Source organism: Virgibacillus litoralis, assembly GCF_017873675.1.
Classification (GTDB): Bacteria; Bacillota; Bacilli; order Bacillales; family Amphibacillaceae; genus Lentibacillus; species Lentibacillus litoralis.
Window position 1 is genome coordinate 20,275 of sequence record NZ_JAGGKK010000021.1, and the last position, 17,332, is coordinate 37,606.

Here is a 17,332-nt window from a genome sequence, read left to right on the forward strand (position 1 = left end):
GGTTTTCTACATGGAATTTCGTTATTTACCAATGACTGAAACTGATAAAAAGGATATGCTTGAAACAATTGGTGTTGGGTCATCTGAAGAGCTATTTTCTGATATACCCGATCAAGTTCGTTTTAAAGGTGAATTGGAGCTCAAAAAACCAGTAAATGAAGCGCAGTTAAAAAAAGAACTAGCAGCTATGGCAAAGAAAAACGCCAATCTGATAGAATACAGTTCATTTTTAGGCGCTGGTGTTTATGATCATTTTATTCCATCGGTTGTTGATCATGTGATTTCAAGATCAGAATTTTATACAGCATATACACCATACCAGCCGGAAATATCACAAGGAGAATTACAAGCAATTTTTGAATTTCAAACAATGATTTGTGAATTAACTGGCATGGGAGTCGCCAACTCTTCCATGTATGATGGCGGTACAGCATTAGCGGAAGCTGTGAATTTAAGTGCTGGTCAAACGAAGCGTAAAAAAATACTTGTATCAAAGGCTATCCATCCTGAGTCAAGAGCTGTTATAGATTCATACGCGAAAGGACCAAACCTTGAAATTGTTGAAATTGATCATCATGACGGGCGCACAGATTTGAAGCAACTAAATGATGAATTGGATGAGAATACTGCAAGTGTCGTTATGCAGTATCCAAACTTCTTTGGTCAAATCGAACCGTTGCATGAAATAAATGAAATGATCAGTCAACAAAAGAAGACGATGTTTATTGTCTCCAGTAACCCATTAGCGTTGGGGTATTTAACTCCTCCAGGTGAGTTTGGCGCTGATATAGTTGTAGGGGATACTCAAGTATTTGGTATTCCTGCACAATTTGGCGGTCCCCACTGTGGATACTTTGCGACAACTAATAAATTAATGCGCAAAGTACCTGGACGTTTAGTGGGACAAACGACTGATGAAGATGGACAGCGCGGTTTTGTACTCACTCTGCAGGCAAGAGAACAACATATCAGACGCGATAAGGCAACATCAAACATATGTTCAAATCAAGCATTAAATGCACTTGCAAGTTCTGTAGCAATGAGTTCGATCGGTAAGAATGGTATTAAAAAAATGGCAGTATTAAATATGCAAAAAGCGCGTTACGCCAAGCAAAGATTAGAGGAAACAGGAATTAAAGTAATTTCAGAGGGGGCATTTTTCAACGAATTAGTTGTAAAGCTTCCTGAAAATGTTGCAACTGTAAATGAAAAGCTCTTAAATAAAGGTATAATTGGCGGGTATGATCTGGAACAGGCTTACCCTGAATTAAAAGGACATATGCTAATTGCTGTAACTGAAATTCGTACAAAAGAAGAAATTGATACTTTTGTAAAAGAATTGGGGGATATTCATGGCTAATACAGATTTTCCGTTAATTTTTGAACGTAGTAAAGAAGGAAGAACAGGATATAGTTTTCCAGAGTTTGATGTTCCAGAATTTAATCTAGACAGCGAATTTGAGGATTCTTACATTCGAAAAGATGCACCAGATTTACCTGAGGTTAGTGAACTGGAAATCATGCGTCATTATACAGCATTATCAAAACGGAATTATGGTGTGGACTCCGGATTTTATCCACTTGGTTCGTGTACTATGAAATATAATCCTAAAATAAATGAAGATATAGCAAGACTTGACGGATTCAGTCATATTCATCCACACCAGGATCCAAAAAGTGTGCAAGGCGCCATGGAAATGATGTATGATCTGCAAAAGTCGCTAAGAGAGATAACTGGCATGCATGAAGTATCTTTACAGCCAGCCGCAGGAGCACAAGGTGAGTGGACTGGATTAATGATGATTCGTGCATTCCATGAAGCAAATGGCGATTACAATCGGACAAAAGTAATTGTACCTGATTCGGCGCACGGAACAAATCCAGCTTCAGCAAAAGTGGCAGGTTTTGACGCAGTTACAGTAAAATCTAATGATAAAGGTTTAGTAGATTTAGAGGATCTTAAAAGAGTTGTTGGTAACGATACTGCAGCCTTAATGCTTACTAATCCAAATACATTAGGTTTATTTGAAACTGAGATTTTGGAAATGGCAGAAATAATTCATGGTGCTGGTGGTAAGTTGTACTATGATGGGGCAAACCTAAATGCAATTATGGGATATACAAGACCTGGGGACATGGGATTTGATGTCGTACACTTAAACCTGCATAAGACCTTTACAGGCCCTCATGGCGGCGGTGGTCCAGGTTCAGGCCCAGTAGGTGTAAGCAGTGAATTGGCTGCATATTTGCCAAAGCCTTTACTTGTTAAAAAAGATAATTTATATACCTTTGATTATGATCGTCCTGATTCAATTGGGCGAGTAAAACCTTATTATGGGAATTTTGGTATAAATTTACGTGCATATACGTACATTCGTACTATGGGTGCTGAAGGGCTCAAAAAGGTGAGTGAATACGCAGTAATAAATGCAAACTACATGATGCGTAAATTAGAGAAGGAATACGTGTTACCATATCAGCAGCACTGTAAGCATGAATTTGTTATATCTGGTAAAAGACAGAAAAAGTTAGGTGTGCGGACATTAGATATTGCTAAGCGTTTGTTAGACTATGGCTATCATCCACCTACGATTTATTTCCCAATAAACGTAGAAGAGGCAATGATGGTTGAACCAACAGAAACGGAATCAAAAGAGACATTGGATGGTTTTATCGATACAATGACGGAAATTTCCGATGAAGCGAAACATAATCCGGAGTTAGTTCAAGAAGCTCCTTTCAACACAATTGTTAAACGTATGGATGAAACTACAGCAGCAAGGAAACCGATATTACGATATGAAAAGTAAAAAAACGGATGAGGTAATTACCTCATCCGTTTTTAATCTTTCCTGTCCATTTTTTAAATCCGCCTTTTAGCTGATTTATATCTGTATATCCCTTTTTATGAAGTAACTGAGCCGCCCTGGCTGATCTGGAACCACTCTGGCAATAAAGGTATAATGGCTTATCTTTTCGCATCTCCACAAGTCGTTGCTTCATTTGTGTCACTGGAATATTTCTGGCCCCAAGAATATGACCTTTCTTAAATTCCTGTGGTTCCCTTACATCAATTAGCTGTGCCTTGCGATAACCTTTACGAAATTGATCTTCGGTTAATATGGTGACGACGTTTTTTTGTCTGAAATACCGGAAAACTCCAACTCCGACTAATATGACAATTCCTATTACTAAAAATTCCATTGTTTATATCCCCCGTAACTTTCATTTGTGTCTATTCTATTATATTGTGGATTAGCTATTATTTCAAAGTATTTTTCTTATTTTAATTTATTGTTAGGACTTTTTACTTATTTTTGAGTTATAACTGAAGATCAATAAGTGCTAAAAAAGCACAGTAATGCAGTATTAACACTTTATAAACTAGCAGGTATTTAAGAAATAATATAATGTATATGAAAAAGGTGAGGAATACTGGATTTTTAGTAACTTCCTTAAATTTTCTCTATTTTTCTCGATATATTATCACGCTTTGATGATTGACAGATTAGTTTTCATTCGTTCAAACCTCAATATATAGTATTTATTTTAAAATATTAACACTATATATTGTTTTTAGTGTGTCAGTTATGATATCTTATATTATAACAAATAAATAGTTAAAGGAGCGATCAAAAAATGTCGATTGCTGTTGAGAGTGGAAAAAAAATAGATATTAAAATGCTAAATGAAGACATCAAATCGTTTCCGCAAGTACACCCAATTACTGAGGATATGAAAATTACACACAAAGGTGTATCACGTTTGGTTATGCTGGATCGATATGCTTTTAAGGACACTGAAAAAAAGACTTTGCAAGAAGGCGATTTTGTCGTATTAACTGTGAAAGCAGATCCGAAGTTTCCTGCACGTGGACTGGGTTATGTGAAATCAATAGACTGGCAACATAAAGAAGCAGATATTCATGTGGATTCACAGTTCGTATCTGTACTGGATAATGAGGAAGAAGCTTCTACAGGTATTGTAAGGCGTTCGCTCGATGTTATTGATAAACCTTTGGAAGTTTATTATGAACAAATTGCAAAAAGAAACGCCACGGGGCTTTCTGCCGTCGAAACGACAGAAGAGAAGCAGAAGGAGTGGTTTGAAAAGTTTACGGATGAGTTAGGATCGTTGAATTTTATTCCAGCAGGACGCGTATTATACGGTGCTGGTGCCGAAACTGATGTGACGTACTTTAACTGTTATGTCATGCCTTATATTAAAGATTCACGAGAAGGAATATCTGATCATCGTAAGCAGGTAATGGAAATTATGAGCAGGGGTGGTGGAGTTGGAACAAATGGATCAACGCTAAGACCTCGTAATACGTTAGCAAGAGGTGTAAACGGAAAGTCATCAGGATCTGTTTCCTGGCTGGATGATATCGCAAAACTTACACATCTGGTAGAGCAAGGCGGATCAAGACGTGGTAAATAAAAGTGCCTCGTCTATAAACTAACCTCGTGAATTGCTGGAAACTCTTTAATGACTTGCTGGCTACAACGTAACTGGAAACAGTAAGCGTGAATGCAAAAAAACAGCGAGTGGAAAAAGACAATCAGCAGCCAAGCTTTGTATAGAAGAAGGTTCAACGACCATCGAAAGCACGTCTCGGACGGAAGTGAGTAGAGTAGAAATCAAGTGATTTCGAAGCGCGAGGACACATTTAAATGTGGAAGATATGGTCTGAACTCTAAGGTGACTTAGAGAGTTGATTTAACGCATCAACGCAACAATTTGGCTCAAATGATCATGTTAGTAGATTCTCACCCTGATATTATTGAATTTATTATCTCGAAAATGCAAAATCCTAGAATTCTGCGCTATCTGATAGAAAATACCGAAGATGAACAAATTAAGCGTCTGGCACAGGAAAAACTGCAATTCACACCATTAACGGAGACAGAAGTAGATTTGTATCAAGGTATCTTGAACTATAATACCATGCCAGGACAAGGTGGTTTTACAGATGCTGCCATCCGTGAAGCAGAAGAAAAGTTAGTAACTGGGGGCACCTATTCTGTTCATAATCCAGAGTTCTTAACAGGAGCGAACATTTCTGTTTGTATTACAAAAGAACTAATGGATGCTGTTGAAGATGATGATACCTATGATTTACGTTTTCCTGATGTTGAAAATTATACAAAAGAAGAAATGAAAGCATATAACGAGAACTGGGATAAAGTTGGCGATGTCCGAAAGTGGGAAGAAATGGGATATGGTGTACGTGTTTATCGCCGAGTGAAGGCTAAAGAGCTGTGGAATTTGATAAACATTTGTGCAACATACTCAGCAGAACCAGGAATATTCTACATTGATAATGCTAATGAAATGACAAATGCAAAAGCATATGGGGACCAAGTAGTAGCAACAAACCCGTGTGGGGAACAGCCACTTGCTCCATATTCTGTTTGTAATCTTGCAGCCGTTAACTTGGCAGAAATGGCTGACAAAGATACGAGCACTGTAAACTTTGAGAAATTGAAACAAACCGTCAAAACTGGCGTGCGTATGCAAGATAATGTAATTGATGCAACACCATACTTTTTAGAGGAAAACAAAAAACAAGCACTTGGCGAACGCAGAGTTGGACTAGGTGTTATGGGAATGCATGACCTTCTGATCTATTGCGAAACGGAATATGGATCATCTGAAGGTAATAAGCTAGTTGATCAAATATTCGAAGCAATTGCAACTACTGCATATCGTGAATCAATTGAGATAGCTAAAGAAAAAGGAAGTTTTCCATTCCTTATTGGTAAAACGGACGAAGAAACACAATTGCTGCGTGAAGCATTTATCAATACCGGTTATATGAAGAAAATGCCTGAAGATATTAAAAAAGGCATTCTTGAATATGGTATTCGCAATTCACATCTTCTGACTGTGGCTCCGACTGGGTCGACAGGCACGATGGTCGGCGTGAGCACGGGATTAGAACCATATTTTTCTTTTTCCTACTATAGAAGTGGTAGGTTAGGGAAGTTTATTGAAGTTAAGGCCGAAATTGTACAAGAATACTTGGATAGGAACCCTGACCAGGATTCAGAAAATCTGCCTAAATTCTTTGTAACAGCGATGGACCTAGCACCAGAAGCACATGCCGATACTCAGTGTGTTATCCAGCGTTGGGTTGATAGCTCGATTTCCAAAACAGTAAATGCACCAAAAGGGTATACCGTTGATCAAGTAGAAAATGTATACCACAGACTCTACAACGGTGGTGCTAAAGGTGGAACTGTTTATGTAGATGGCAGTCGAGATTCACAAGTTCTGACGCTTAAAGCTGAAGAGAACTCGGAAGGTGAACAGACTGAACTATTTCAGGAAACTGAAAAGCCTAAAGTTGTATTGATGGACACTATCCAGGAATTAGATAAAACTAACGTTATGATTGGTTCTGAAGTTGGCGATACGTGTCCAGTTTGCCGAGAAGGCAATGTAGAAGATATTGGTGGATGCAACACATGTACAAGCTGTGGAGCTCAGCTTAAATGTGGTTTATAAGTTTTTTTAAGAGAAGAATCGACTACAAGTTGGTTCTTCTCTTTTGATTTGGCTGTTTTTGTAATTTTTGGAAAAGACTCCTTATACTGCGCACTTATAGCCTTTAATTTTGTTATCTAATAGAATACTTGTTTAATTCGTAAATATCTTGTATTATTTTTATAGAAACATTGTTGCACATACTAAAAATTTATTCTTTGAAATGAGTTGAGTTTATGCCGACACCTAGCATGGAAGATTATATTGAACAAATTTATAATTTAATTGAATCAAAAGGTTATGCACGTGTATCCGATATTGCAGAAGCCCTGATAGTCCACCCATCATCAGTGACTAAAATGGTGCAGAAACTTGATAAAGATGAATACTTAAATTATGAGAAATATAGAGGTTTTATTTTAACATCAAAAGGAAAGAAGATTGGCGAGCGATTAGTTTTTCGTCATGAGCTACTTGAGAATTTTCTTGAAATTATTGGTGTAGATAATGACAAAATTTACGAAGATGTTGAAGGTATAGAGCATCATCTAAGCTGGAATTCAATAGACAGAATTGGTGACTTAGTACAATACTTTAAAGAAGATATGAATCGTATTGATGATTTAAAAAAGATTAAAGCAAACGACGAGCGATAACTAAAATTATATATGTGAATGAGTTCTAATTTTACCTGTATCCTCCTAATATATAATAAAGGTTTTACAAGGGGAGAACTCATGAATATTGATGGCGTGTTTTCTGGTGGTGGAGTGAAGGCCTATGCACTAATTGGTGCGCTTCGAAGTATTGAAGGGAAAGGTCTATCTATTGAACGTGTAGCTGGAACTTCTGCAGGAGCAATAATGTCCACCTTGATTGCGGCAGGGTACAATATTGATGAAATTGAGAAATTAATACAAGATCTAGATGTGCATAAACTTTTGGATGCACCAAAATGGACTACGTTAATTCCATATTCAAAATGGATTTTTCTATACTTTCAAATGGGGTTATATAAAGGCGATAAACTGGAGAACTGGTTATACACACAGTTGGCTAATAAAAATATTTATACGTTTAATGATTTAGAACCTGACTATCTTAAAGTGGTAGTCAGTGATATTTCACTTGGCAAATTAGTTGTAATACCAGATGATTTGGAAAGGGTATATGGAATAGAACCAAAATATTTTTCCGTTTCAAAAGCTGTTCGAATGAGTGCAGGATTTCCTTATTTTTTTATGCCAAAAAAATTGCCGGGCAAATCAAAACAGAAGAGCCTGATTGTTGACGGTGGTCTTTTGAGCAACTTTCCATTATGGATTTTTGAAAATGAAAACAAACGAAATGAACGTCCTATACTAGGGGTGAAATTAAGCGGGTATCCTGAACAGCAGTCCCCACGTAAAATAAGTAATGCACTTGATATGTTTCATGCTTTATTTTCAACAATGATACAGGCACATGATGCACGCTATATATCCAAATCTCAAATAAGTAACATAATTTTTATCCCAGTGGAGAATGTTGAATCAACGAATTTTAATGTTAGTGAATTAACGAAAGAACAATTAATTAAAATGGGTAAAGATAGGGCTGATCAATTCTTAAAATATTGGCCAAAATAAAACCGGGCTATCTAAAAAGTGACGGGTTTACATAAATTTAGTCTCATCAATAATCACATAATTATAACCGTTAAATTTACAGTAAAAAATGGATTGGATACTCCCAAGCCATTTTTTTCTAATATCTCTTCCCAGCCGAGTTTAAGTGTATTTATTCACTGGATAGGCTGGTGTCCACGGTTGGACGGATCCTCATTCCGCTATTCAGCCTTTTTAACCGCATTATTCATTGTTATTAGGTAAATAACGGAACCAGGAACCGATTCAACCTTCAATACGGCTTTTTTACCCATTTAGCGGAAACACGATTCACTTCACTGGTTTGTGTGATTCACATACCGCTGAATTCACACCATAAGTCACATCCACTACAATAAATTTTTCTCTCTTATGAATTTCGTTGTGACTTATCTTGATATAGCAATAAAAATACACATGAGGTTTCACTAGCGAAATCTCGTGTGTATTTTTAATGGTTGCATCTCTAAAGTGAACCCGTTATCTAAAAAGTAGCTCGATTTTTTCTTTTTGACTTATTACCGTCTATCACCCGTAAATGAGATGCACGTTTATTTAGCTTCTTTTTCATTTGAAGTGGCTGTGGACGTTTAGAAGTAGGACGTGGTTTGTCGCTTTGGTTTGTATATTTTGATTTTGATTGTTTCACTGCCTGCTTATATTTCTTAGTATCGTGGGAAGCGGTTCTTTTTTTAATGAAGACAAAATAGATTACCGCAAAAACTGCTATGCCAAATCCAAGCATCATTATTATGTTAGTAAGGAAGGAAGCTGTATTTGTAAACAGCTGTGCAATTACTCCAATGACAGCCAATCCTATTATTACATAAACAAACGCGGAAAACTTATTGCGAACCATTTGCACAACCTCCTTTCGATTATTGCATACTAATCTATACCACTATTTTCTACATTTATATCATCATTTAAAAAAACGTTTTGCTACTTTAAATTCTTTCCGTTCCTGTCCAAAATATTCAATACTGTATTTTTTTCTTAAATAATCTTATCAATTAAACTGTATTTCTTTTATTTTACTAGAAAATGGCTAATTTAACTACATAAAAATTATTGTAATTACAATGAAGTGATTGGTTTTATAGCAATTGGTAACAATATAAATGGAGGTGTTTGTATTGAAAGAGGATAAAAATTTAGAGCAAAATAAACGGGAACAACCTATGTCTCTTTTGTCCAGATCTTTAACTACCGGTTTTGTAGGAGGATTAATTGCTAGTTCTATTGGTGTAATTATGTATTACTTTAGTTTCTCAGAAGTTGCGCCAAAAAGTTATCTAATCCGTTCCTGGATAACTGCTGATTGGACAGATGGTTGGCTGGGAAATACTTTATCCATTTTGATGATTGGAGTCCTTTCACTGTTAACAGCGTTTATTTATTACGGGATTTTCAAAAAAATTGGCTCACTTTGGATGGGTGTCGGTTATGGAATTATTTTATGGGTTATTGTCTTCTATATCGTACAGCCAATATTCCCAAATATACCAAATTTAATGGATCTGAATAGGTATACAATTGTTTCCACATTATGTCTCTTTATATTATATGGAACTTTTATTGGATATTCCATTTCATATGACTATGCTGATACAATAAGAAAGGAAGACGAGTTAAAAGAAAAGCAGAATTAATCTATGGTTTTACTATTATTCAAAAGTTTTTGTTTATGATAAACTAAAACAGTCCGGTAATTATACGAATGATAAAGGAATGAAATGCCAATGAATCGTCTTTTGTTATTAAATGGCCCTAATATTAATTTATTAGGAAAACGGGAAAAGGAAGTTTATGGGGAATTTACGTTACGTGACATTGAGACCGAGGTAGCTAACTTAGCACAAAAACATGGGCATGAGCTAGATTGCTTTCAATCAAACCATGAAGGGGAATTGATTGATCGCCTGCAACAGGCTAACGGAAAATATAGTGGAATAATTTTCAACCCAGCTGCTTACACCCATACAAGTATTGCCTTACGTGATGCTATTATGGCTATTGAAACACCAGTAATCGAGGTCCATATTTCAAATGTACACAAACGCGAGGCTTTCCGCCAACAGTCGATGCTTGCGTCAGCATGTTATGGACAGATAGTAGGCTTTGGAATGAAAAGTTACCGCTTGGCAGCACTAGCATTTTTAGAAAATAAATAGAAAGGGATGGTATGATGGAGAAATTGGATAAGCTACGAAAGGCTTTACAGGAAAATAATCTTGACGCCATATTAATTACTAGTCCAATCAACAGAACTTATTTAACAGGGTTTACTGGAACTGCAGGTGCAGTAATAGTTAGTAGAGACGAAGCACGATTCATTACAGATTTCCGTTACATAGAACAAGCTAACGAACAGGCTTCAGGTTTTTCCGTAATTGAACATAAAAAGTCAATTCATGAAGAAATTAATAGTCAATTGAACCAAATAAATGTTAAACGCGTTGGTTTTGAAAAAGATCATGTGACTTTCTCTACTTATGAAGTTTATAAGAAAGAATTTGATATGGAATTAATACCTGTAAGCGGATTAGTTGAAGAACTTCGCTTAATCAAAACAGACGAAGAACTGACAATTTTAAAGCAGGCTGCTAAGATAGCCGATGATGCATATGAGCATATTCAGAGTTATATTAAACCAGGTGTAAAAGAGATAGATATATCAAACGAACTAGAATTCTTTATGAGAAAACAAGGAGCAGCATCGTCCAGTTTTGATATAATTGTCGCATCGGGGTACCGTGCTGCATTGCCCCATGGAGTAGCTTCAGAAAAAAAGATTGAATCAGGTGAGCTTGTCACACTGGATTACGGTGCACTATTTAATGGGTATTGTTCAGATACTACTAGAACTGTTGCCGTCGGTGAAATAAACGATGAACTGAAAACAATATACAACACAGTTCTGGAAGCACAATTACTTGGTGTTAAAGGTGTGAAACCAGGAATAACTGGTAAAGAAGCAGATGCACTTACAAGAGATTATATTAAAGAAAAAGGCTATGGCGATTATTTTGGGCATTCAACCGGACATGGACTGGGGATGGAGGTACATGAAGGGCCAGGTCTATCATTCAAGTCTGATAAGAAATTGGAGACTGGGATGGTTGTAACTGTTGAACCTGGAATTTATGTTCCAAATGTTGGTGGATGTCGTATTGAAGATGATATTGTTATTACAGAAAACGGAAATGAACGATTAACACATTCATCTAAAGAGTTAATTCATCTATAGGATAGAGGAGGAATTAGAGATGATTTCAGTAAATGATTTTAAGACAGGATTGACGATTGAGGTTGATAATGATATTTGGCAGGTTATGGACTTTCAGCATGTGAAACCAGGAAAGGGTGCGGCGTTTGTTCGTTCAAAATTACGTAACTTACGTAGTGGGAATATCCAGGAAAAAACATTCCGTGGTGGTGAAAAAGTAAATAAGGCACACATCGAACACAGTAAAATGCAGTATTTGTATGCTTCCGGTGACAGTCATGCATTCATGGATACAAACACATACGACCAGCTGGAGCTACAAACCAGTCAGCTAAAAGACCAACTGCCCTATATAAAAGAAAATATGGAAGTATCTATTATCACCTATGAAGGCGAAGTAATTGGTGTAGAACTTCCAAATAATGTGGAACTAGCCGTAACAGAAACAGAGCCAGGTATAAAAGGTGATACAGCTAGTGGTGGCACAAAACCTGCAACATTAGAAACTGGACTAATTGTGCAAGTTCCATTTTTCATTAATCAAGGAGAAGTATTAGTTATTAATACATCCGATGGCAAATATGTTTCAAGAGCATAGAAAAAAGATAAGTTGAGAAGAGCGATCCTATTAAAAGGATCGTTCTTTTTTTAGCAGTTAAGAAAGCAATAATTCCTTTCACCATAAACTAAGTTTTCTAATGGCTTTTCATTAGTCATAATCTCTCCTTAAAAACATATATCTATTAAAAAGATACTATAAAAAGTGGGGACATGTTATGGAAGAGATATTGCGCCTATTTCCAGAAAGAATTCGACAAGCAATACAATCCAAAATTAAAGATCGTTGGGAGATTATGCAAGAGATTCGTTTTCGCTTAAATCAACCGGTCGAATTAATTTTCGATGATCATACAGAGTGGATTGAGACAATAATTCCTGATCGCAACGAAAGTCTTTTTGTGCTTAATCAATTAAGTGAATTTTCATTGTACCGTATGGAAGATGAATTACGTGAAGGTTATGTCACTATTGAAGGTGGCCATCGTGTTGGGTTATCTGGAAAAGTGAATACATTAAATGGAGCAGTTAAGGCCATTCAATATATAGCCTTCTTTAATATACGTATTGCTAAACAGAAAATCGGAGCTGCCTTATCACTTATTCCATACCTTTATATAGATAGTAGCTATCAAAACACACTTTTTATTGGTGCACCACAAACAGGAAAAACCACATTAATACGTGACGTTGCGCGTTTAATTGGCACAGGATGGAGTACTGTCTCAGCACAAAAAGTTGGAATAATAGATGAGCGTTCAGAGATAGGCGGGTCGAAAAAAGGAATACCACAGCATGACTTAGGTTTAAGAACCGATGTAATGGATGCTTGCCCGAAAGCTGAAGGTATGATGATGATGATCCGATCAATGTCACCTGAAGTACTTATAGTGGACGAAATCGGCAGCGCTAATGATGTACAAGCATTAATGGAGGCAATAAATACAGGAGTAACAGTTATTTGTACAATACATGGGAAATCTATCGAGGAGTTAAAGAAGCGACCATCATTAAAACCGTTATTCGAGTACGATGTTTTTCAACGAATAGTCTTGTTGGATAGACAAAGGCAGCCTGGATATATTCACCGTATATACAATCAAAAAGAAGAAAATATTTTACAGAAAACGAGGTGCTTTAAGAATGAAGTGGATTGGAGCGCTTCTTTTCATAGGCACAACAACATTAATAGGGTTTGAGTTTAGTAGGAAATTAAACGCAAGACCGAAGCATATCAGACAAATGAAAAATGCACTGCAGATATTGGAGGCAGAAATCTTATATAGTCAATTGCCCTTACACGATGCTTTTCAAACAATTGCAAAGCAAATTCCTGAACCAACAAGATCCTTTTTTCACCGATTAAGTCGTTCATTATTAACTGAACAAGGTGTTAATTTATACAATGTCTGGGATCAACACCTGAATGATTTGATGAAGGAATCGGCGTTTGGTGCAAATGAAGAAGAAATTTTGCAGCAATTCGGTCGAACACTAGGTCAGCATGATTTTGAACAACAGAAAAAACATATTCATTTAACTGTAAAACACTTGGATCGAGAGTTGGAAGATGCAAGGGACAGTCAGTATAAATATAGTAAAATGGCCAAAAGTTTGGGGTTATTGTGTGGGTTATTCATTGTATTATTGCTCATTTAGAGGGAAAGGAGTACATCAATGGCTGTTGATGCGTCAATTTTATTTCAAATTGCAGGTATTGGAATTATTGTAGCTATCATTCATACAATTTTAAAACAAATGGGCAAAGAGGATATTGCACACTTTGCAACAGTTGTCGGATTTGTAATCGTGCTGGTAATTGTTGTTAATCAACTTTCTGATCTATTTCAGCAGATAAAGTCTGTATTCCTTTTCCAGGGGTAGTGATAGATGGATATCATACAAATTGTTGTTCTAGGAATTGTTGCAAGCATTTTATATATCGTTTTGAAAGATATGAATTCCTCTTTTGCATTTTTTGTAATTGTTGTAACCGGAGTCCTGATATTCCTAGCAATCATCAAACAAATTGGCATTATTTTCCAATTAATTGAGTCTTTAGGAGAAAAAGCCAGTATTGATGGTATGTACATAAATACCATTTTGAAAATAATTGGGATTGCTTATATTGCGGAAATTGGAGCAAATTTAACGAAAGACGCAGGGCTTAGTTCAGTAGCATCTAAAATTGAGCTTGCCGGAAAGATATTCATTCTGCTATTAGCAATTCCAATAATTACTGCTGTCATCGAAGCAATATTAAGTTTTATACCTTCAGCCTAGAAATGGACAAGACTTTGAAAGGAGTACGTATGCTGAATGGTACAAAAAAAGTTGATTATCAGTATTCTTATAATTCTGCTAGTACTTCTATTTGGACAACAAACTGTTTCTGCTGAACCCAATTCAAACGATATACAAGATAATATGCTAAATGATATTTCTCTAGATGGCATGCAATCCTTTTGGCATACCTTAGTTAATGATTATGGAGGGTATTTACCAGAGCTCGAGAAAACAAGCATTACTGAAATCATTAAGGATAACGGTTCTTTTTCAATAAAAAACACGTTATGGGGTTTTATTGAATATTTTCTTCATGAGCTCATTATGAATGGGAAATTACTTGGACTATTATTAATGCTTACGTTATTTTCAATGGTTTTGCAGACCATGCATGCAGCATTTGAAGAAAGTACTGTAAGCAAAATTGCATATTTTGTAGTTTATATTGTTCTAATCTTTTTGGCATTAAACAGTTTTTACTTGGCTGTTTCTTATGCTAAAGAAGCAATTGACGCGATGAGTGGTTTCATGATCGCTTTACTTCCTTTGGTGTTAAGTATTATGGCTACACTTGGAAATATTATTACTGTTTCATTTTTTCAGCCTCTTGTAATCTTTCTTATAAATTTTAGCGGTGTGCTAGTTTCAAAGTTTATTTTACCCTTATTATTTTTATCAGCTCTCTTATTAATTGTTAGCAGCTTGAATGATAATTATAAAGTGACACATTTAGCAAATTTATTTAAAACAGTTGGTTTAGGAGCTTTAGGAATGTTTTTAACAGTGTTTGTAGGAGTAATGTCAGTCCAGGGGGCATCCAGTGCCATAAGTGATGGAGTAGCGATGAAAACAACTAAATTTGTTACTGGAAACTTTATTCCGGTAGTCGGGAGAACCTTAACTGATGCCGCTGATACTATTTTAAGTGCATCTTTGTTGCTAAAAAACTCCATTGGAATCGTTGGTGTCTTAATTATTGTCTTAATAGCAGTATTTCCTGCACTTAAGATATTTGCTATTGCGCTGATATACAAGCTGGCAGCAGCTGTCCTTCAGCCGATTGGTGATGGACCGATAATAACCAGCCTAAACACGATAAGCAATTATATTGTATATATTCTGGCCTGTTTGTTAGCGGTAACGTTAATGTTTTTTCTAGCAATAGTCATTTTGGTTGCAGCAAGTAATATTACACTTCTCCTACGCTAAGGGGGGCCTGGAAATGGAGATCCTTACTGAATGGGTTACGCAAATTATTATATTTCTTTTACTAGCTTCTATAGTCGATTTATTAATTCCAGCAACATCAATGAAAAAATATATCAAATTAGTTGTTGGTTTAATATTAATATTAATTTTTTTAAAGCCATTATTTTTCTTGTTTGATTTTAATGCCCAACAGGCTCTGGAGAAGTCATATTCACAAATCATGAAGCAGCAATCAGAGGGGGAACAAGTAGAAAATTCAATTAAAATGCAAAAAAGTGAAATACAAGAGTCTCAGAATGCATATATTTTAGAACAAACGGTTGTCCAATTAAAGGAACTGGCAAAAAAGCCATTACAGGAAGATTATCAGTTAGCGATATCAGATATTGAGTTTCCACAGACTGAACTCTCTGCAGAAAACGAGCTTACTGATGAGAATCTGGATGAAGTCATTGTGTATCTTAATGAATCACCTGAAGGGGAGGGAGAAGTGAGTGCTATTGACGATGTTGTAATTAATACGGACAAGACACTAGTGAATGAAGTTAATCAGTTAGATGTAAATGGAATCAAATTATTATTACAGGATACATGGGAGATAGACAACAAGAAGTTAACAATCTTGTGGGAAGGAGGTACACCTTGAAGAAACAAATAAAGGACTTTTTACAAATAAAAAAATCCGAACATGGAGGCAAGCTATCTAAAAAGGCAGGATACATTTTAGTCGTTGGTTTAGTTGGACTGTTATTAATCATAATCGGAAATATTTTTTCAACTTCAGCAACAGATGATAATCAATCGCTTAACAATGTAACGAGTGAAGCTGAAAAACCAGCAGAGGAAACTTTTTCGGATAAATCAAAAAACACCTCAAATGCAGATGAAATAGAGAAGAGTTATGAAGATAATTTAAAAGAAATGCTTGATAAGATTCAAGGTGTTTCAAACGTTGAAGTAATGGTGAATCTAGAATCTACTAATGTTAAAGTTTATGAAAAAAATTTAATTGCAGGGCAGCAATCTACAACAGAGTCTGATAAAAATGGCGGGACAAGAGAAATTGAAGATAATACGAAAGAGACACAAGTTGTACTGGTAAGACAAGGAGACAAAGAAGTCCCGTTGCTTATACAAATAAAAAAGCCTGAGGTAAGAGGGGTATTCGTTGTTGCAAAGGGGGTTGATCATGCAACGGTAAAAAAATGGGTAATTGATTCGGTATCTCGTGTACTCGATGTTCCAACACATAGAGTTTCAGTAATGCCAAAAAATTAGGAGGATTTATTTATGTTGAAAAAACAAACAGTGTGGCTTTTAACAATGTTAAGTTTAATGATTGTGTTGAGTGTTTATTATATTACATCCCCGGATAGTGGTGATTTGGCTTATTTACCTGAAGGAGATGATTCATCTGAAGAGGCTTCATCACCTGATTCAGAGGCAAGCGACGCAAGTGATACCGATGCAGACGTAGACGACATTTCCAACATGGGGCAGGATCAGTTTTTTACTACACTTCGTATGGAAGTAGAGAATGAGCGAAGTGCAGCAAAAGATCGTTTGGACGATGTCGTTGCCTCGAGTAACGCAAGTATTCAAGAAAAAAATGAAGCTAGGGATAAGATTAACCAGTTAGACAGTATTTCTTCAAAGGAAATAATATTAGAAGAATCAATTGTAGCTTCAGCTGAATATAATGATGTATTGGTTCGTCATGATGAGGATAAGGTGCATGTACATGTCAAAGTTGATCAATTAAACAAAACTGAAGTAGTTAACATTATGCAGATGGTAAAAGATGAGTTTGGTGCGATAACTGTAGATGTTAATGTTCAACCAACTGAAAGCTAGGCAGCTGATATAAGACCGGACGAATTATTTCGTCCGGTTTTTGCATTCTTGTTTAGGAAAT

At 36.0% G+C, this 17,332-nt stretch carries 18 protein-coding genes and 2 pseudogenes; 18 read left to right on the forward strand and 2 right to left on the reverse strand.

What is annotated here, in order from left to right; translation table 11 throughout:
- Positions 1 to 10 precede the first annotated feature (10 nt).
- Entirely contained in the window at positions 11 to 1,360 is a 1,350-nt protein-coding gene (gene gcvPA, locus J2Z82_RS16160) for an aminomethyl-transferring glycine dehydrogenase subunit GcvPA (RefSeq protein ID WP_209481858.1), read from the forward strand.
- Positions 1,353 to 2,810, forward strand: a complete 1,458-nt coding sequence (gcvPB, locus tag J2Z82_RS16165) for an aminomethyl-transferring glycine dehydrogenase subunit GcvPB (RefSeq protein ID WP_209481859.1) — start codon at positions 1,353 to 1,355, stop codon at positions 2,808 to 2,810. The genes gcvPA and gcvPB overlap by 8 nt, the downstream gene beginning before the upstream one ends.
- 22 nt (positions 2,811 to 2,832) lie before the next feature.
- On the opposite strand, the gene J2Z82_RS16170 is transcribed toward gcvPB, so the two are convergent.
- Positions 2,833 to 3,204, reverse strand: a complete 372-nt coding sequence (locus J2Z82_RS16170) for a rhodanese-like domain-containing protein (protein ID WP_209481860.1) — start codon at positions 3,202 to 3,204, stop codon at positions 2,833 to 2,835.
- A gap of 435 nt (positions 3,205 to 3,639) precedes the next feature.
- On the opposite strand from J2Z82_RS16170, the pseudogene J2Z82_RS16175 reads away from it, so the two are divergent.
- The 4 genes and pseudogenes from J2Z82_RS16175 to J2Z82_RS16190 form a co-directional block, all read left to right on the forward strand.
- Positions 3,640 to 4,434, forward strand: a pseudogene (locus J2Z82_RS16175) (ribonucleotide reductase N-terminal alpha domain-containing protein); the annotation flags it as partial.
- Between the two features lie 309 nt (positions 4,435 to 4,743).
- A pseudogene (locus J2Z82_RS16180) lies at positions 4,744 to 6,510 on the forward strand (vitamin B12-dependent ribonucleotide reductase); the annotation flags it as partial.
- 215 nt (positions 6,511 to 6,725) lie between these two features.
- Positions 6,726 to 7,145 carry a transcriptional regulator MntR gene (gene mntR / locus J2Z82_RS16185; protein ID WP_209481863.1) on the forward strand — a complete coding sequence of 140 codons (420 nt, stop codon included), beginning with the start codon at positions 6,726 to 6,728 and terminating at the stop codon, positions 7,143 to 7,145.
- A gap of 81 nt (positions 7,146 to 7,226) precedes the next feature.
- On the forward strand, positions 7,227 to 8,117 hold the full coding sequence (locus tag J2Z82_RS16190) for a patatin-like phospholipase family protein (RefSeq protein WP_209481864.1): 891 nt from the start codon (positions 7,227 to 7,229) through the stop codon (positions 8,115 to 8,117).
- A 502-nt stretch (positions 8,118 to 8,619) separates the two neighbouring features.
- On the opposite strand, the gene J2Z82_RS16195 is transcribed toward J2Z82_RS16190, so the two are convergent.
- On the reverse strand, positions 8,620 to 8,994 hold the full coding sequence (locus J2Z82_RS16195; RefSeq protein WP_209481865.1) for an SA1362 family protein: 375 nt from the start codon (positions 8,992 to 8,994) through the stop codon (positions 8,620 to 8,622).
- Between the two features lie 277 nt (positions 8,995 to 9,271).
- Here J2Z82_RS16195 and J2Z82_RS16200 point away from each other — a divergent pair, with 277 nt between their 5' ends.
- The 12 genes from J2Z82_RS16200 to J2Z82_RS16255 all read left to right on the forward strand — a co-directional run bounded on the left by J2Z82_RS16200 (position 9,272) and on the right by J2Z82_RS16255 (position 17,271).
- A complete protein-coding gene (locus J2Z82_RS16200; RefSeq protein ID WP_245251755.1) occupies positions 9,272 to 9,787 on the forward strand; it encodes a YqhR family membrane protein in 516 nt (171 codons plus the stop codon).
- Positions 9,788 to 9,877: 90 nt separating this feature from the next.
- Positions 9,878 to 10,309: a type II 3-dehydroquinate dehydratase gene (aroQ, locus tag J2Z82_RS16205; protein ID WP_209481867.1), complete on the forward strand. Its 432-nt coding sequence runs from the start codon at positions 9,878 to 9,880 to the stop codon at positions 10,307 to 10,309.
- A 14-nt stretch (positions 10,310 to 10,323) separates the two neighbouring features.
- Positions 10,324 to 11,385: a M24 family metallopeptidase gene (locus tag J2Z82_RS16210; protein WP_209481904.1), complete on the forward strand. Its 1,062-nt coding sequence runs from the start codon at positions 10,324 to 10,326 to the stop codon at positions 11,383 to 11,385.
- 19 nt (positions 11,386 to 11,404) lie between these two features.
- Positions 11,405 to 11,962 carry an elongation factor P gene (gene efp / locus J2Z82_RS16215; RefSeq protein ID WP_209481868.1) on the forward strand — a complete coding sequence of 186 codons (558 nt, stop codon included), beginning with the start codon at positions 11,405 to 11,407 and terminating at the stop codon, positions 11,960 to 11,962.
- A gap of 178 nt (positions 11,963 to 12,140) precedes the next feature.
- A complete protein-coding gene (gene spoIIIAA / locus J2Z82_RS16220; protein ID WP_209481869.1) occupies positions 12,141 to 13,121 on the forward strand; it encodes a stage III sporulation protein AA in 981 nt (326 codons plus the stop codon).
- Positions 13,066 to 13,581 (forward strand): stage III sporulation protein SpoIIIAB, encoded by a 516-nt coding sequence (spoIIIAB, locus tag J2Z82_RS16225; protein ID WP_209481870.1) that lies wholly within the window; start codon positions 13,066 to 13,068, stop codon positions 13,579 to 13,581. Before spoIIIAA ends, spoIIIAB begins: the two co-directional genes overlap by 56 nt.
- 18 nt (positions 13,582 to 13,599) lie before the next feature.
- Positions 13,600 to 13,806, forward strand: a complete 207-nt coding sequence (gene spoIIIAC / locus J2Z82_RS16230) for a stage III sporulation protein AC (protein ID WP_092492599.1) — start codon at positions 13,600 to 13,602, stop codon at positions 13,804 to 13,806.
- A gap of 6 nt (positions 13,807 to 13,812) precedes the next feature.
- Positions 13,813 to 14,205, forward strand: a complete 393-nt coding sequence (spoIIIAD, locus tag J2Z82_RS16235) for a stage III sporulation protein AD (RefSeq protein ID WP_209481871.1) — start codon at positions 13,813 to 13,815, stop codon at positions 14,203 to 14,205.
- A 36-nt stretch (positions 14,206 to 14,241) separates the two neighbouring features.
- The gene (gene spoIIIAE / locus J2Z82_RS16240; RefSeq protein ID WP_209481872.1) at positions 14,242 to 15,417 is read left to right on the forward strand and encodes a stage III sporulation protein AE; all 1,176 of its coding nucleotides are present in this window, start codon (positions 14,242 to 14,244) and stop codon (positions 15,415 to 15,417) included.
- A gap of 13 nt (positions 15,418 to 15,430) precedes the next feature.
- Positions 15,431 to 16,063, forward strand: a complete 633-nt coding sequence (gene spoIIIAF / locus J2Z82_RS16245; RefSeq protein ID WP_209481873.1) for a stage III sporulation protein AF — start codon at positions 15,431 to 15,433, stop codon at positions 16,061 to 16,063.
- Positions 16,060 to 16,695, forward strand: coding sequence for a stage III sporulation protein AG (spoIIIAG, locus tag J2Z82_RS16250; protein ID WP_245251756.1), 636 nt, complete (start codon positions 16,060 to 16,062; stop codon positions 16,693 to 16,695). The genes spoIIIAF and spoIIIAG overlap by 4 nt, the downstream gene beginning before the upstream one ends.
- Before the next feature lie 12 nt (positions 16,696 to 16,707).
- Positions 16,708 to 17,271, forward strand: a complete 564-nt coding sequence (locus J2Z82_RS16255; protein WP_209481875.1) for a SpoIIIAH-like family protein — start codon at positions 16,708 to 16,710, stop codon at positions 17,269 to 17,271.
- Positions 17,272 to 17,332: the final 61 nt, after the last annotated feature.

What these genes read in the sequence shown, in the direction of transcription:
- gcvPA (WP_209481858.1), top strand. Translation starts at nt 11, where the DNA reads ATGGAATTTCGTTATTTACCAATGACTGAAACTGATAAAAAGGATATG.
- gcvPB (WP_209481859.1), top strand. Translation starts at nt 1,353, where the DNA reads ATGGCTAATACAGATTTTCCGTTAATTTTTGAACGTAGTAAAGAAGGA.
- J2Z82_RS16170 (WP_209481860.1), bottom strand. Translation starts at nt 3,204, where the DNA reads ATGGAATTTTTAGTAATAGGAATTGTCATATTAGTCGGAGTTGGAGTT.
- mntR (WP_209481863.1), top strand. Translation starts at nt 6,726, where the DNA reads ATGCCGACACCTAGCATGGAAGATTATATTGAACAAATTTATAATTTA.
- J2Z82_RS16190 (WP_209481864.1), top strand. Translation starts at nt 7,227, where the DNA reads ATGAATATTGATGGCGTGTTTTCTGGTGGTGGAGTGAAGGCCTATGCA.
- J2Z82_RS16195 (WP_209481865.1), bottom strand. Translation starts at nt 8,994, where the DNA reads ATGGTTCGCAATAAGTTTTCCGCGTTTGTTTATGTAATAATAGGATTG.
- aroQ (WP_209481867.1), top strand. Translation starts at nt 9,878, where the DNA reads ATGAATCGTCTTTTGTTATTAAATGGCCCTAATATTAATTTATTAGGA.
- J2Z82_RS16210 (WP_209481904.1), top strand. Translation starts at nt 10,324, where the DNA reads ATGGAGAAATTGGATAAGCTACGAAAGGCTTTACAGGAAAATAATCTT.
- efp (WP_209481868.1), top strand. Translation starts at nt 11,405, where the DNA reads ATGATTTCAGTAAATGATTTTAAGACAGGATTGACGATTGAGGTTGAT.
- spoIIIAA (WP_209481869.1), top strand. Translation starts at nt 12,141, where the DNA reads ATGGAAGAGATATTGCGCCTATTTCCAGAAAGAATTCGACAAGCAATA.
- spoIIIAB (WP_209481870.1), top strand. Translation starts at nt 13,066, where the DNA reads ATGAAGTGGATTGGAGCGCTTCTTTTCATAGGCACAACAACATTAATA.
- spoIIIAC (WP_092492599.1), top strand. Translation starts at nt 13,600, where the DNA reads ATGGCTGTTGATGCGTCAATTTTATTTCAAATTGCAGGTATTGGAATT.
- spoIIIAD (WP_209481871.1), top strand. Translation starts at nt 13,813, where the DNA reads ATGGATATCATACAAATTGTTGTTCTAGGAATTGTTGCAAGCATTTTA.
- spoIIIAE (WP_209481872.1), top strand. Translation starts at nt 14,242, where the DNA reads ATGGTACAAAAAAAGTTGATTATCAGTATTCTTATAATTCTGCTAGTA.
- spoIIIAF (WP_209481873.1), top strand. Translation starts at nt 15,431, where the DNA reads ATGGAGATCCTTACTGAATGGGTTACGCAAATTATTATATTTCTTTTA.
- J2Z82_RS16255 (WP_209481875.1), top strand. Translation starts at nt 16,708, where the DNA reads ATGTTGAAAAAACAAACAGTGTGGCTTTTAACAATGTTAAGTTTAATG.